The 14,789-nt window shown below is 60.2% G+C and carries 11 protein-coding genes; 2 read left to right on the forward strand and 9 right to left on the reverse strand.

Going from position 1 to position 14,789, the window contains the following annotated elements; genetic code table 11:
* Positions 1-75 precede the first annotated feature (75 nt).
* The 8 genes from PSEBG33_RS13080 to PSEBG33_RS13045 form a co-directional block, all read right to left on the reverse strand.
* Positions 76-3,033: an autotransporter serine protease gene (locus tag PSEBG33_RS13080; protein WP_005788449.1), complete on the reverse strand. Its 2,958-nt coding sequence runs from the start codon at positions 3,031-3,033 to the stop codon at positions 76-78.
* A 45-nt stretch (positions 3,034-3,078) separates the two neighbouring features.
* The gene (locus tag PSEBG33_RS13075) at positions 3,079-4,419 is read right to left on the reverse strand and encodes a TolC family outer membrane protein (RefSeq protein WP_005788450.1); all 1,341 of its coding nucleotides are present in this window, start codon (positions 4,417-4,419) and stop codon (positions 3,079-3,081) included.
* 2 nt (positions 4,420-4,421) lie between these two features.
* A complete protein-coding gene (locus PSEBG33_RS13070) occupies positions 4,422-5,735 on the reverse strand; it encodes an HlyD family type I secretion periplasmic adaptor subunit (protein WP_005788451.1) in 1,314 nt (437 codons plus the stop codon).
* Entirely contained in the window at positions 5,732-7,486 is a 1,755-nt protein-coding gene (locus PSEBG33_RS13065; RefSeq protein WP_005788452.1) for a type I secretion system permease/ATPase, read from the reverse strand. Before PSEBG33_RS13065 ends, PSEBG33_RS13070 begins: the two co-directional genes overlap by 4 nt.
* A gap of 99 nt (positions 7,487-7,585) precedes the next feature.
* Positions 7,586-7,954 (reverse strand): AprI/Inh family metalloprotease inhibitor, encoded by a 369-nt coding sequence (locus PSEBG33_RS13060; RefSeq protein WP_005788453.1) that lies wholly within the window; start codon positions 7,952-7,954, stop codon positions 7,586-7,588.
* 46 nt (positions 7,955-8,000) lie between these two features.
* Positions 8,001-9,434, reverse strand: a complete 1,434-nt coding sequence (locus PSEBG33_RS13055; protein ID WP_005788454.1) for a serralysin family metalloprotease — start codon at positions 9,432-9,434, stop codon at positions 8,001-8,003.
* A 369-nt stretch (positions 9,435-9,803) separates the two neighbouring features.
* The gene (locus tag PSEBG33_RS13050; RefSeq protein ID WP_005788455.1) at positions 9,804-10,907 is read right to left on the reverse strand and encodes a P1 family peptidase; all 1,104 of its coding nucleotides are present in this window, start codon (positions 10,905-10,907) and stop codon (positions 9,804-9,806) included.
* A 9-nt stretch (positions 10,908-10,916) separates the two neighbouring features.
* Positions 10,917-12,281, reverse strand: a complete 1,365-nt coding sequence (locus PSEBG33_RS13045) for an APC family permease (protein ID WP_005788456.1) — start codon at positions 12,279-12,281, stop codon at positions 10,917-10,919.
* 199 nt (positions 12,282-12,480) lie between these two features.
* Between PSEBG33_RS13045 and PSEBG33_RS13040 the strand changes: the two genes are divergently transcribed.
* Positions 12,481-13,266, forward strand: coding sequence for a helix-turn-helix transcriptional regulator (locus PSEBG33_RS13040; protein WP_005788457.1), 786 nt, complete (start codon positions 12,481-12,483; stop codon positions 13,264-13,266).
* Between the two features lie 2 nt (positions 13,267-13,268).
* Here the strand turns inward: PSEBG33_RS13040 and PSEBG33_RS13035 are convergent, their stop codons facing one another.
* Positions 13,269-13,721 carry a M10 family metallopeptidase C-terminal domain-containing protein gene (locus PSEBG33_RS13035; protein WP_005788458.1) on the reverse strand — a complete coding sequence of 151 codons (453 nt, stop codon included), beginning with the start codon at positions 13,719-13,721 and terminating at the stop codon, positions 13,269-13,271.
* 752 nt (positions 13,722-14,473) lie between these two features.
* Here PSEBG33_RS13035 and PSEBG33_RS13030 point away from each other — a divergent pair.
* On the forward strand, positions 14,474-14,746 hold the full coding sequence (locus PSEBG33_RS13030) for a DUF1652 domain-containing protein (RefSeq protein ID WP_005788459.1): 273 nt from the start codon (positions 14,474-14,476) through the stop codon (positions 14,744-14,746).
* Positions 14,747-14,789: the final 43 nt, after the last annotated feature.

The following is a 14,789-nucleotide window of genomic DNA, read 5'->3' on the forward strand; positions in this document are numbered from 1 at the left end:
TCACTTTCTCCAGAACACCGCCGATTCAATGTGGGCGCTGGTTTGCCTGCTCCCACATTTTTGTTCGCGGTGTCTTCAGAACTGCCAGTTCAGGCTCAAACCCACACCCTGGGTTTTCGCGCGGCCACCCAACTGGCCGTTGTAATCCAGGTTGACCCGCGTCGCGGCATTCAGCGCCAGGCTGGCTTGCAGCCCCACCAACGCAGCGTCACGCAGCAACGGCGCACTGCGCACGGCAAATGAAGGCCCGCCTGCGACAAACGCCAAGTGCTCTTCGGATTCCACGGCGGTGAGGCTGTGTTGCCAGCCCAACGATCCGGAGAGTTCCAGTTGCTGGTGGTCATTGAGGGCCAGGGTTTTCAATGCCCGTACGCCAAGGGTGCTGAGCACCGCATCGCGGCGGTCACTGCCGCGTTCCAGGGCGGCGGCATCGCCTTTTTCGTGGAACGACTCGCTGTTCAGGTGCACATAGGCCAGGTTGGCGAACGGTTCCAAGGCCACCGCTTGCAGGCGGATGCGGTACGCTGCTTCGGTGAAGACTTGCGCTGTGGTCGCATCCAGCTTGGTTTTTTGCTTGCCGCTGACATCACCCCATTGCAGGTCGCGCTTCACATCGCCGCGATGCCAGCTGTAGGCACCGCCGACACTCAGGCGCCAGTCGCCCAGTTCGCGCCCGGCATATGCACCGAAGTGGTAGCTGTCGATGGACGCCGATGAGTGCGTGCCGCTGCCCATATTCAAGGAGCTGTCGCTGTAACCGGCGACTACACCCACGCGGATCTGCTCATCCAGTGCGCCATCCACGCCCGCCAACAGGCCACCGATGGAGGTGGTCGAACCGGCCGTTTCGCTGCGGCTGTCACTCTTGCCCCAGGCACCGAGTGCCTTGAACCACAGGTTGCTTTCGCCGCTCACCGGTACGTGGCGCAGGCGCTCGCCCACGGCATTGCGCAGTTGCAGGCTGTCGTTGATCAGCATCGCACCCACGGCGGGGTAGATTTCACCGGACAGTTGCTGCAAACCCTGCTGGGCGGTGGCGACTGACTGCGACTGCAACAGGCTTTCATACACCGGGTTGCTGGCGCCCAATTGCTCGGCAGCCGCCGCCACGTTGCGCTGGTTACGGGTGGCGGCGACGCTGGCAAAACTCGCGTCGTTGCGCCCCACGTTCAGTTGCACAGCGTTGGCGGCATAGTCGAGGGTGCCACCGAGGAACAGGTAGTTGGGCAGCACTTGGCCAAACTGGCCCTGGATGCCGCCTGCGGCCTCAAGGATCGAGTATTGCCGGCCGATCAGGCTTTGGACCTGACTTTGACTGAGTAACGTGGGGCTGTTTTCCAGCGCCAAGGTGACTGTGCCGCCGCCCAGGACCGCCTTGCCGCCCGCGACAATACGGTCGCTGCTGGTGGGCGTCAGCTCCACGGCATAGGTCGAGCCCGCGCCGAGGTTCACATCTCCCGCTACCTGCAAGGTGCCCACGGAATTGCCCGGTGCCACGCGGCCGCCGTTGTTTACCGACAACGCGGCGATACGCCCGGAACCGCCAAGGGTGCCGCTGTCATTCACCGTGACCGCCGAGGTCAGCGAACCGTTCACCGCCAACAGGCCGCCATTGACGACAGTGGCGCCCCGATAGGTGCTGTCACCGCTGAGGACCAGGCTGCCGGCGCCGGACTTGATCAGGCTGCCTTCATACACACGGTTCGCCGCTGCCTGGTCGCGGGCGCTGCCGATGGCGTAGTCGGTCTGGTCCTGCTGGCTGGCGGTGGCGCTCACGCCGTTCTGCCAGCCCTTGTCGATCAGGGTTTGCTGCCACGCGCTGTGCTCGGCGCGGTCCTCGGCCTGGCGCGCAAGCAAGGCCTGGTCGGAGATACCATTGCTCCACACATCACCCTGCCCGGCTGCCAGGTTCACATCCATGGCCCCAAGCAATTGCCCCGGACCGTGCATCGCCCGGCCGAGGTCCGGCACGCCCCAACCGACGATCGCGTTGGGCGCCTGGGTGATCGAACCGTCAAGCTGCGTCGCAGTGGTCAACAACACCTGCAACGCTTGCTCGTTGGTCATATAGGGGTAGCGCTCCATCACTAACGCCAACGCCCCGGTGGCATGGGGTGCCGACATCGAGGTGCCGGATTTGACCCCATAACCACCGTCGGGAATGGTGCTGTTGATCAGCGCGCCGGGCGTGGAAATGCACCAGTATTTGGCGATACCGCACTTGTTGTATTTCTGGTTATTAGCCTTATCCAGCCCCGACACCGCCAGCCAGTGGCCTTCCAGTTCCGGCTGAAAATACGGCAAGGCCGAGCGCACGCTGGCATTGGCATAGCCGCTGTTGCCGGCGCTGAACACGTTGATCACCCCGGCCTTGGCCACATCCGCTGCGGCGTCCAGCCAGGTGCCACGGTTGTAGTGCTGGGCGTAGGCGGCGTGCAGGTCACCGAGGGTCTGGTAGCTGACATCCTTGGGCTGGCTGCCCCAACTGTTGTTGATGGCGCGCACGCCGGAATCCACCATCGCGGTGTATACCGTCTTGAAGTACTTGGGGTCTGGCGTCGGGCCGAACAGGAAGCTGTCGTTGGCGTTGGTGTTGCCCACATAGACTTGCGCGTTGTACGCCACGCCGTGCATGCCCACGCCGTCGCGGGCGGCGCCCATGGTGCCGGTGACATGGGTACCGTGGGAATCGTTGTTGGGGTTGAGCGCGCCCGTGGTGCTGAACGCGCTGCCGTCGACATAGGTGCCGGTGGCGGTCACCGCATGAAAGCGGTCTTTGGAGGCTTCGGGGTGATTGGCATCGAAACCCGAGTCCAGCGCGCCGATTTTCACGCCTTGGCCACTGATCCCGGCAGCGTAGGCTTCATCGGCCTTCATACGGCCCAGGCCCCAATCGCTTTGGTATTCGGTCGAACGCCAACTGGCCGGGTTACCCGCTTGGCCGGTCTCGGTGTATTGCGCCTGTGCCGCAACGGACAACAACAGCAATGAACCTGCGGTGAAGGGTTTGAAACGCGGTGAATCAGTGATCATCTGCACACTCCTGATTATTGTTATTCCCCTTATAGGAGCGAACTCCTACAGGTTTTTATCCGGGCCGAAGGCCTCGTCTACCTTGGCCAAATCGGTGTCGCGCAAGTTGCCCGCGTAGTAGTGCAATTTGGTCCAGGCCATCAGGTAGTCGTACCGCGCCTGGGCCAGGTCGCGGCGAGTGCTGTAGAGCTGCTGCTCGGCATTCAGCGCATCAAGGTTGACCCGCTCGCCGCCAAGGATGCTCTGCTTGGTCGACACCACCAGCGCCTCGGCGGACACCAAGGCTTTCTGGTAGGCACGCAGCTTGCTCACGCCGGACAGACACGCACTGAACTGGCGACGCAGCTCGATGAGGGTTTCGCGGGTCTTGCCTTCCAGCTCGTACTCGGCCTGCTCCATTGCGCGGCTGGCCTGGCGGGTGGAGGCCGAAATACCGCCACCGGCATACAGCGGCATGCTCACTTCGACACCAATGGTGTTGGTGTCGTAGCGCTGGTTGTAGGTATTACCGCTGTCGGATTCCTGCTTGCGCGACGTGGCATACGCGGTGATTCGCGGCAAATGCCCGGCACGGTTGCGTTCCACTTCATAGCGCGCCACTTCCAGCGACTGGCGCTGTGAAGCCAGTACCGGGTTGTTGGTGAGCGCCAGCTCATGCCAGGTGTCGTAGTTGGCCGGGGTCAGGGTGAACGCGGCAAAGCTCTGGTTCAGCGGCGCCAGGTCGTTGATGTTGACGCTTTGCACGCCGATCAACGCGCCCAGTTCCCTGAGTGACGCGTCCTGCTCATCCAGGGCCTGGATCTCTTCGGCAGTGGCCAGCTCGTAGCGCGACTCGGCTTCAAGGATGTCGGTGCGCGTGCCCTCGCCGGCCTTGAACAAGTGCTCGTTCTGCTGGAATTGCTGCTCGAAGGCCTTTTTCTTTGCGCGGGCGATGTCGATCTGATCCTGGGCAAACAGCGCCTGGGTGTAATAGCTCAACACCCGCACCAACAGCGCCTGGCTCTTGTCGCGAAAGCTTTCATCGGCAAACAGCGCCTGGGCCACGCCCTTGCGGTAGTTGGCGTAGGCTTCGTAATCAAACAACGGTTGTTGCAGGCTGAAGGTGGAGCCGTAGCTGTTGTAGTTGCGGTCGTCCCTATAGCTGCCACCGCGCCCGTCGGGCAGATGCGCCTCGGAGTTGTTGCGGCCCTTGTTGTAGTTGTAGGACAGCCTCGGCAGCAGCCCGGCGCGGCCGATGGTGCGGTTTTCCAGGCCGGCGTCGCGCTCCTTGATCGCGCCGAGGAACACCGGATCGTTGCGCAGCGCCTGCTCGTAAACATCGAACGGGCCCATGGCGGCCTGGGCACTGCCACACACCAGCAATAGCGAAATGAACACTGGCTTCATGCTCATTCCTCAGTCAACGCGGAGCCGGCGCGATCCAGCAGCGGCTTGAACAGGTAATTGAGCAATGACCGCTCGCCGGTACGCACGAACATCTCGGCAGGCATACCGGGCTTGATCACCAGACCGTGGAGTTTTTCCATCGCCGCGTCGCTGACGCTGGTGCGCAGCACGTAATACGGCGCGCCGGTTTTTTCATCGAGCATCTGGTCGGCGGAAATCAGGCTGACTTCGCCCGGTACCCGTGGCGTGCGGCTCTGGTTGAAGGCGGTGAAGAGGATGTCGACGGGCAAGTGCGTGCCGACCTTGTCCACCAGATGCACCGGTAGATGCCCTTCCACTTCCAGGCGCGTGCCCTGGGGCACGATTTCCAACAGGGTTTCTCCGGCGCGCACCACAGCGCCTTCGGTGTGCACGCTGAGGTTGACGGCGATGCCATCGGCCGGCGCGTTGATTTCGCTGTGTTGCAGGTTGAACCCCGCAGAAGTGAGTTGCTGCTCCAGGGTCAGGCTGCGCAATTGCGCGTCGGCCAATTGGCTGCGCACCTCTTTTTGATATTCCTCGCTGTGTTGCTGCAATTTGAGCCGCGACTCGACAATACCCTGCTCTATCCGGCCGCTTTCGCCGGCGTTTTGCGCCAGGTCCTGCTGCACCTGAGACAACTGGCGCTGGTAGTCCATCAGCCGGTTGCGCGGGATATAGCCGTTGTCGGCCAAGGGTTGCAGATTGCTCAGTTGCGCGCGCAGGGATTGGGCCTGGGCGGTCAAGTCACTGCGGGCACGGCGCATACCGCTCAACTGCGAGGTAGCGCCTTCGATGCTGGCGCGAATCCCGGCTTGTTCACGGGCGAAGGCGTCGCGGCGGCTGCTGAACAGCTGGCGCTGGCCTTCCAGCACCAACGCCAGGGCTGGATCAGGATTGGCGCTCAGCTCGGTGGGAAAGGTGATGCTCGGCAGGTTGTCGCGCTCGCTCTGCCAACGCGCCACGCTGGCCCAGGCCATGCGGTACTGCGCTTGCAGGGATTGCACGTCGGCCTGGTTCTGGGTCTGGTCGAGACGAAACAGCGGCTGGCCTTGCTTGACCAGTTCGCCCTCCTTGACCAGGATGCGGCTGACCACACCGGGGCTGAAGGTTTGCACGGCCTTGCGCTTACCCGACACCACCACGGTGCCTTGCACCGGGATGCCCTGATCCAACGGTGCCAGGCTGGCCCAGAGGAAAAAACCACCGGCACCGACGACCGTCATCAGCCAGCCCATACGCACGAAGAAGCGGGCGTCGCGCTCTTTGAAACGAGGTTCTACCGTAATACTGCTCATGCGCCTGGGTTCCTTGCGGCCGGGTACTGACGACTGAAACTGACACCGGTTTTTTCTTTCGGCGCTTCCTGCTGTTGCCCGGACAACGCCCGCAGCACTTCCTGGCTGGGCCCGAACGCTTGCAGATGGCCTTCGCCGAGCACCAGCAATTTGTCGGCCTGGGCCAATGCCGAAGAGCGATGCGTCACCAGCACGACGCTGCTGCCTTGGGCTTTCATCTGCACGATGGCGCTGGCCAACGCCGCCTCGCCGACCGTATCGAGGTTGGAGTTGGGCTCATCCAGCACAATCAGGCGCGGCCCGCCGTACAGGGCGCGGGCCAGGGCCACGCGTTGTTTCTGGCCACCGGACAGGCCGCCGCCGTTATCGCCCAGCACCGTGTCGTAGCCTTGGGGCAGGCGCAGGATCAGTTCATGCACACCGGCCTGTTGCGCGGCCTTGACCACCAGCTCCGGGTCGGCCTCGCGAAAGCGTGCGATGTTGTCGGCGATGCTGCCGCTGAACAGCTCAATGTCCTGGGGCAAATAGCCAATGTGCGGGCCGAGGTCGTCGCGGTCCCAACGGTGAATATCCGCGCCGTCCAGCCGCACGGTGCCGGCCAGGGTCGGCCACACGCCCACCAGTACGCGGGCCAGGGTGGACTTGCCGGAACCCGACGCGCCCAGCACGCCCAGCACTTCACCGGCCGCCAGGTTGAAGCTGACTTGATGCAAGGTCGCCATGCGCCGCCCCGGTGGGCCAGCACTGACCTGCTCGAAACTGACCTGGCCCTTGGGCGCCGGCAAGGCCATTTGCTCGCCCTCTGGCGGGAATTCGCGCAGCAGCCCATCGAGGCGCTGGTAGGCCAGCTTGGCCGAACTCCATTGCTTCCACACCGCGATCAACTGGTCGATGGGGCTGAGTACGCGGCCCATCAGGATGGAGCCTGCGATCATCATCCCGGCGGTCATCTGGCCCTTGATCACCAGGTAGGCGCCCAGCCCCAATACCAAAGATTGCAGGCACAGGCGCAGGGATTTGCTCAGAGAGGTAATGACCGACCCGGTGTCGCTGGCGGTGTTCTGGAAGCCCAAAAACTGCGAATGCACGTCGAACCAGCGTTTGCGCAACGCACCGAGCATACCCATGGCCTGGATCGTCTCGGCGTTGTGCAGGTGGCTGGTGGCCAACTGGGTCGACTGCTGGGAAAACACACCCGCCTCGCCCAATGGTTTTTTGGTCAGGTATTCATTCAGGCAAGCCAGGGCAATCAACAACACCGCGCCAGCCGTGGCCAGCACGCCAAGCCACACGTTGAAGAGGAAAATCACGAATAGGTAGATCGGGAACCATGGCGCATCAAAGAACGCGAACAGCGCAGGCCCGGTGATGAATTGACGCAACGCGGTCAGGTCGCCCAGGGATTGCCCGGCATGACCCTGGCCGCGCTGCAGGTTGCGTTCGAACGCGGCCTTGTACACGCGCAGATTGAAACGCCGCTCCAACTGGCTGCCGATACGAATCACGATAAAGCTGCGGATAACTTCAAGCAGGCCAATAAACGCAAAGAAGCCCACGACCATCAGCGTCAACATCACCAGGGTGGTTTCATTCTGGGAGGACAACACACGGTCATACACTTGCAACATGTAAATCGACGGCACCAGCATCAGCAGGTTAATCAATGCCGTGAAACAGCCAACGCTGATTAAAATACTCTTGTACTCACCCAGCGCCCTGAATAAGGGCGCAACCCCTTGGGACTTCGCCATATTGTTTTATCTTCCTGAAGCGCACTGCACGTAATAATCGCCCTGCCGGTGAAGCGCACGGCCAACTACTAGATCGAGTTATATGCTTATAACTTTTAATTAAGGTATTCGTTTCAGCTCGACAACTTGCCCGGCTTTAGTGCGGGCCTGATATTCACCTTCTTTCTGGCGATTCAAATGCGTGATTCCAGCGCCTTCGGCGTTAAACAGCCAAATGCCGTCCGGCGTTGGCGACCACGTCTGTGGCTTGTCGCCCAACCATTGCTCAACACAAGCGATATCGCCTCCCAAGGCATTGGCCTGTTCCACTAACTCCAGTGCGCATACCTGGTCCTGCTGCTTCAATTGCCAATGCCCGGCCAACTGGGCGGAGGTCGGTAATACAAGACTGCTAGCCATCGCGTGGGCTCCTGCCAAAACGAACAACACCTGCGAAGCACAGGCGATCAAATGAGAAAAACGTGGCATATAAAGCTCCATCCTGGAGCGCGGCGCCGAGGCGCCGCGCCGTGCATCAGGCCACGATGTCGCTGACGGCTGCCTGGCCAACGGTGGTGACGAGGAAATCCGCCACGCCGTGCCCGGAGAAGTCCACGGCCAAGGTGCCCAGGTTAGTACCCGAGGCATAGCTCAGCACAGCATCGCCGGCATGGCCGGTGAACGCATTGACGAAGCTCAAGCCCGCCCCCTTGGTGATGCCCGACAGATCGATCTTGTCGGAACCGGAGGTGAAGTCAAAGATCTTGTCCGCGGCCCCTGGCTTGGAATCGGAACTGGCACCGTACACGAAGGTATCGCTACCGGCACCGCCCCACAGTTGGTCCGCACCGCCGCCGCCGTAGATGAGGTCGTTGCCGGCCCCGCCCTTGATGGTGTTGGCGACTTGGTTACCAATGATCAGGTCGTTGCCCGAACCGCCGAATGCGTTCTCGATGGTGACGCCCTTGGCGATCGACACGTTGCCGACCAGGCCGCCAACATCGGAGAACGAGGTGGCAGTGAGGTTGATTTTCTGGTTTTGAGTGAAGCCAGAGAAGTCCAGGGTGTCGTTGCCGCCACCGTCCCATACCGAGAACACCAGCTTGTCGGCGTTGGATGTGGCGCTGAGGAAATCACGCCCGGTGTTGGAGTTGAACCCGTAGGTGGTGTCGCCGGCGCGGGTGTTGAGGTTGGCACCGTAGAGCTTCTGGATCGCGGCGATGTCGTCGATCAGCGGGCCGGAAGCGTAAGCCTCGACGCCACCTTTGCTGAAGTTCTGGTTGGTGTTGCTCTCGCTCCAGTAACTCATGAGGCTATAACCACGCGTGTCCTGTCCATAGGTCGCGTCGTTATAGGTCGGGTTGCCGTTCCCGGCGTTATAGTCGCCAGGGTGAGCCAGGCCCAGGGTGTGGCCGATTTCGTGGGTCAGGGTCTGCCGGCCATAGTTGTTCAGGTCCGGAGTCTTGTTCGGCGTGTAGCTGTTGTTGGTCAGGTACCACGAGGTGCCATCGTAGCCCGCACCGGTGCCGGGCAGGTAAGCGAAGGCCGCGGCGCCGTCCTGGCCGCTGCTGTAGTTGCCGAAGGTCATGTGACCGTCACCGCCGGAAGCCTTTTCGGTAAAGGTCACGTTGGCAACATCCGACCAGGATTGCATGGCCAGTGCGGCCTGTGCTTTCTGCTGGGCGTTGAACTGGCTGAACCCTGAGATGCCATGTTTGTTCATGGTGCTCTGGGTAGCCGAGGTGAGGAAGGTGTAGGTCAGATCGATCTTGCCGTTGCCATCAAAGTCCCGGTACGCGGCGCCATCCCGCAGCAGCTGGGTCGCTGCCTGGTCCACGGTGTAGGACGGTTTGCCATTGACCGTGAGGTTGCCGCCACGGTCATACAAATGGCTGAAGCTATCGATTTGCGAGTAAGCAGTGCTGGCTTGCGCGGCAGATACAATAGCTTTGTCTTTTACTTTTGACATAAACGTACTTCCTTGTTTGCAAGTGCATCAGTCTTTGTTCGATAGGAACCTCGCGGGCGAGGATAGTCCTATCACTCACCTCTTTTGAAGGCGTAAGAAAACTGACACAACTTGAAATCTTTCGTCTACATCTATTTCCACAGCAAAAATGTGACACAGGTTCAACTTGAGGAAGTCCCACGTAGTGTTTATTGGGAACGCTTGCTTTTACCCGCCGAATTCGAGCGCCGTATTATTTAAATATTAAATAGCAGTAAAGCCGCTCCGAGTTGAGCGGCGCACTTGAGTAATGGATCCAATATATTGTCACGGTGTCATTAGCGGCATTAAATAGCCACTATTTGCACTATTAAAGTGCAGTGCCCCCTATTACCGGGACACACTCCAGCCACACTTGTGCAATGCTGCCAAGAGGGTCTCGCCGGCCAGGCCAGGCACCTGGACACCCGCCTGTGTGGTCATGTCTTCCCCTGCCAGCATCGCGTTGATGATTGCTTCTTCCACTGCCTCCGCCGCCGCGCTGAACAGTGGAGAAATGTGATCGTTATTGACCATATGCAACGCGGTACGCAGCGGCAGGTCCTTGCGCCCGTAGTCCGCCTGCGGCAAATCCTGATTACCGGTGGCAAAGGCCAGAAACAAGTCACCGCTGGAATCCTCGGTGCCGCCACCGGTACGTGCGATACCGATGGACGCCCGCTGCGCCAAGCGTTTGCACTGATGGGGCAGCAATGGCGCGTCGGTGGCGATAATCACCACGATGGACCCCATGCCGGGCGTGCCCTGCTCGGCAAAGGGCGAAGCAATGTCCATCAAATGTCGGCCCACCGGGTAGCCATCGACCCGCAGCTCCTGGCGCTTGCCATGGTTGGCCTGCACCAATACGCCGACGGTCCAGCCGCCCTGCTCCACCGACAAGCGCCGGGATGCGCTGCCGATGCCGCCCTTGAACTCATGGCAGATCATCCCGGTGCCGCCGCCCACGGCGCCTTCCTGCACCGGGCCGGTTTCGGCATGGTCGAGTGCCTGGCGCACATGCTCAGGTTGCACATGCTGGCCCCAGATATCGTTGAGCAGGCCGTCATAGGTTTCCATGACCACCGGCATGCACCAGTACACCGCGGGGTCTTGCAGGCGTTCGCGCTCCAGGGCGATCAAGGTGTCACGCACGATCCCGACGCTGTGGGTGTTGGTGATGGCCATCGGAGTGGTCAAAAACCCGGCCTCGTTGATCCACTCAAGGCCGGTGGCATCACCATTGCCGTTCAGCACGTGGTACCCGGCAAAACAGGGTTGATGCCGGGCCTCACCGGCGCGCGGCTGGACCACCGTCACGCCGGTACGCACCTGCCTGCCGTCGATACGCGTCTTGAGCGTGGTGTGGCCGACGCGAACCCCGGGAACATCGGTGATGGCATTCAATTCGCCAGGCGTGCCCAGCCCCAGCGTGATACCCAATTGACGTGCGCGCATACCCACTCCCTACAATTTCTGAAAGACCGGACTCGACCGGCCACTGATGCAATACAAAATCACCGACAGCGCCAGCAAGCCGATAATGACCATGATGTCGCGCATCGACGCCTCAAGGATCAAGGTCACCAACAGATACCCCGCGCCGAGCACCGCGAGCACAGCCGGCAACGGCCACAATGGCATGCGATAGGGATGTTCGCGATCACGCAGCAGCACCCGGCTCATCAGCGCGCTCAGCGCCACCACCAGGTACACCAGCATGATCAGCAACACGCTGAACGACGTCAGGTCCGCCAGGTTCGAGCTGAAACTCAACAGCGCCGAAGGAATCGCCAGGAACAACGTAGCCAGCCACGGCGAATCCCAGCGCGGATGAATCCGCGTGAACAGCTTGTTGATACTCGGCGTCCACAGTGCATCGCGTCCGCTGCTGAACACCACCCGGCCGATCTGGATGACAATGGCCACAATCGCGTTGAACACCGACAGGAAAATCCCGGCACTGACCAACCGCGACAGGGTTTCATTACCGTGGCTGGTCAAAAGATAGCCAATGGGGTCGGGGCTGCTGATCATCTCACTCAGGGACGGCGCGCCGATCAACAGTGCGGTGATTGGCACAAGTTCGATCACCACCACCAACCCCAGGGACCACAGCACCGCCTTGTGTACCCCTTTGCCGCCGCATTTCATGTCTTCGGCCAGCAATACCGCCGGGCCGTAGCCATTGAATGAGAACAGGCCAATACCGACAGCACCGATCACCAGGGCCCAGGGCGCCAGGTGCAACACGCCGTTTTCGACGATCTGCGGCTGGAACAATACGCTGGCCGGCTGCACCGGGTTGCCGAAGCCGATCACCACAATCACCAGCAACGCTGCCACTTCCAACAGCAGGCAGGTGCCGGTAATCCAGGCATTGAGCTTGATATTGAGAATGCCCAGGGCGTAGCTGCACACCACGATCACCAGGGCGACAGTTTGGGAGTCGAAGTTCGTACCCAAGGCATTATTCAGATAAGTCGCCGCACCAGTGGCCAATACCGGCGGGATAAACAGCAACATCACCAGCACTGTCAGGAACGTGGCGTAGCCGGCCATGCCACCAAACACGCGCTTGGCATACACATACTCGCCACCGGCACTGTTATGGGCGCGGCCGAGTTCGGCGTAACAGAAGGCGAACATCAACGCCAGCAACCCGGCCATCACAAACGCCAGGAACACGCCGCTGCCCGCTTGCTGAATGGCGAACGGGGCGATCACAAATACGGAGCTGGCCGGCGTCACCGCGGAAACGGTGATAGCCACTACATCAAAGACGCTCAAGGTGGGCTTGAGCACGCCATCGGGCGTGGGGGTAGCGCTCATATCGTTATCCTCTGTCGTTGTTTTTGGTGTGAGGCAAAAACGAAAAATGATGTGTGTGTGCGGGATATGCTTCCCGTTGAATAGTGGTGACGTTATCGGCTGACGGGCCGGTAGGCCAATTCCCCTATTGGCGTACTCCCCTTGACGGTACCGGCTAAAAGCCGAACCCTTGGTCGATCTTTTGAGGGGAGCCAGTGATATGAGCCTGTTCCGGGAAATCGGCATGCACGCGGGGTTGGGACGCACCCTGTCACAAATCGGCACCGAACGGTTCTGGAAGCAATTAGTGCTGTTATTGCACCAATGCCTGCCCTTCGATAACGCCCTGGCGATTTTCTACCCGCTGGACGGCCCGCCCCAGGCCCTTGAGGAGTACGACGCCCAGCCCAGCAGCAAACCGGCGTCGATGCTGGTGTACCTCAACGGTCTGTACCTGCTCGACCCGTTCTACCAGGCGTGCCGCGAGAACTATGCCAGCGGCGTGTACCGCCTGGAGGAAGTGGCGCCGGACCATTTTCGCCAGAGTGAGTACTTCCTCAACTACTTCCACGACAACGTGCTGGAAGACGAAGTGCAGTTGATCCTGCAATTGCCCGGCACGGGCACGCTTTCACTGTCCCTGGGCATGCAGCGACGCTTCAGCTTCGAGGAAACCGGGCTGTTGACCACACTGGCCGCTTGGGTGCTGCCATTGATGCAGCAGCACTGGCAGCAAAGCACTCAGCGAGCGCCGGCAATAGACAGCCAGATCCGGGACGCGCTGAGTCATTTCGGCAGTGGTGTACTGTCGGACCGCGAGCTGGAAATCGCTCGCCTGGTGTTGCGGGGGTTTTCCTCCAAGGCCATGGCCGAACGCCTCAAGATCTCGCCGGACACGGTCAAAGTGCACCGCAGGCACCTTTACGCCAAGCTCGATATCTCGTCACAGCCCGAGTTGTTTTCACTGTTTATCCAGTCGCTGGGGCATGACCTGGAGAACCCGTAGGCTTAATCCGAATGGAAGAAATTGATATGCTGCGGCAACAGATTTACACCATCAACGCGTACGGAAAAGTCCGGCCCTTCGGCATTGACTTTGATAGTCAATGTACTCACGCCGAACGCGTGGCTCAGTTGCACATCGCCCACCTCCACAGGCGGGCCTGGTTGAATATTGATTGCCGATATAGCGTGGTCCTTTAACATCAGGGACACATCGATCTCATCTTCTTTCGGATTGAAATTCAGGATCGTGTCCGGATCATCGCTGAGGGAGTCGGTGCTTTTTTCATATTTGAATGTATTGGCACCCTGACGCCCCACCAGCTGGTCGCCGCCTGCCCCGCCGACCAGCACTGAAGGCTCGCCGCGTCTGGCCTCCAGGCGTTCGCGCTGGTCTGTGCCACGTAACTCGGACTGGGTCCATGTACCGCCGATGGGAAGGCTTTCTATGGAAGACATATAAGTCACCTGTTGATAATCAGTTATGTGAGAGTGTTACGTGTTGCGGCCGAAATCTCTCACAGTGACAACCGTTCTTTCCATTCGGAATAGTTGACAGAAAATGTCTTAATCATGACGCCATTATTTATTTAACCAGTGGCCGGTTAATTATCTGAAAAGTGTCAATTAACGTCCGGTGCGATATAGACCGACGTTGCACAACTTGATAGCAGCCAACGTAACCACGATGCGAAGCGAGCCGCTCTTGCTCTTGATCTGCTTTTGATCTTGATCTCAGGCGCCCCGTTAAACCACGCTGGCCGGAATTCGACAGGGATTTGGTGGGTAAACCGGCAGGGATGCCGGTTTAGCCGCCCCGCGCCATGGATGGCGCGTGGCGGCGGCCCCCCAAATCCATGGCGGATTACGGGCACACCAAGCAATGGATATGTACTCGGTCTGATCCAGCACCCTGGTCGGCCCTGAGGCCGCCATCGGGAGCAAGTCGAATCCTGCGCCAGCACAGCGACCAAAATGCTTGAGATTGCCTAAATCTACCCGCCCCCCACAATGGCCAGACGACCATTCGAAATAATGGCCTTTTGCCTAATCTGCTGTAGGACATGATCCACATCAAAATCAGGTAAAAGAACCGCCGAACGGGGCCGAAAAACTCACCTTGTACTTGCGAACGAATGCTATTTTTAAACTCTTCGACGTCTTGACCAACGAAGGTCCTGACCCCTGCCGCGAGCTAAAGGAAGCGCTCAATGAACAAGGTGGGCAACATGAACAAAGTGACTTTTCCCAATGCGTGCCAGTTGATGCGCTGGCATTTTCATCCGATGGGTTTCGAGGGGAGTATGGACGCCCCCGGCAGCATGATCGCCCGCCTGTTCGACCGCGCCAGCGGTGAAACATTGATCGCCATCGCCGGCATACCTTGCGCCACAGTGATGAACGCCGCTGATGTGGAGCGCATTATCGAGGCCGTGGAGGATGAGCTGGAGTGTTTTGTGCCGCCGTTGTCGTTGCGGGCCTGAACAGCATTTGTCAGCCGCCGATTACCTGATGCGGGAGGGGACA

It is taken from the genome of Pseudomonas synxantha BG33R, assembly GCF_000263715.2.
Classification (GTDB): domain Bacteria; phylum Pseudomonadota; class Gammaproteobacteria; order Pseudomonadales; family Pseudomonadaceae; genus Aquipseudomonas; species Aquipseudomonas synxantha_A.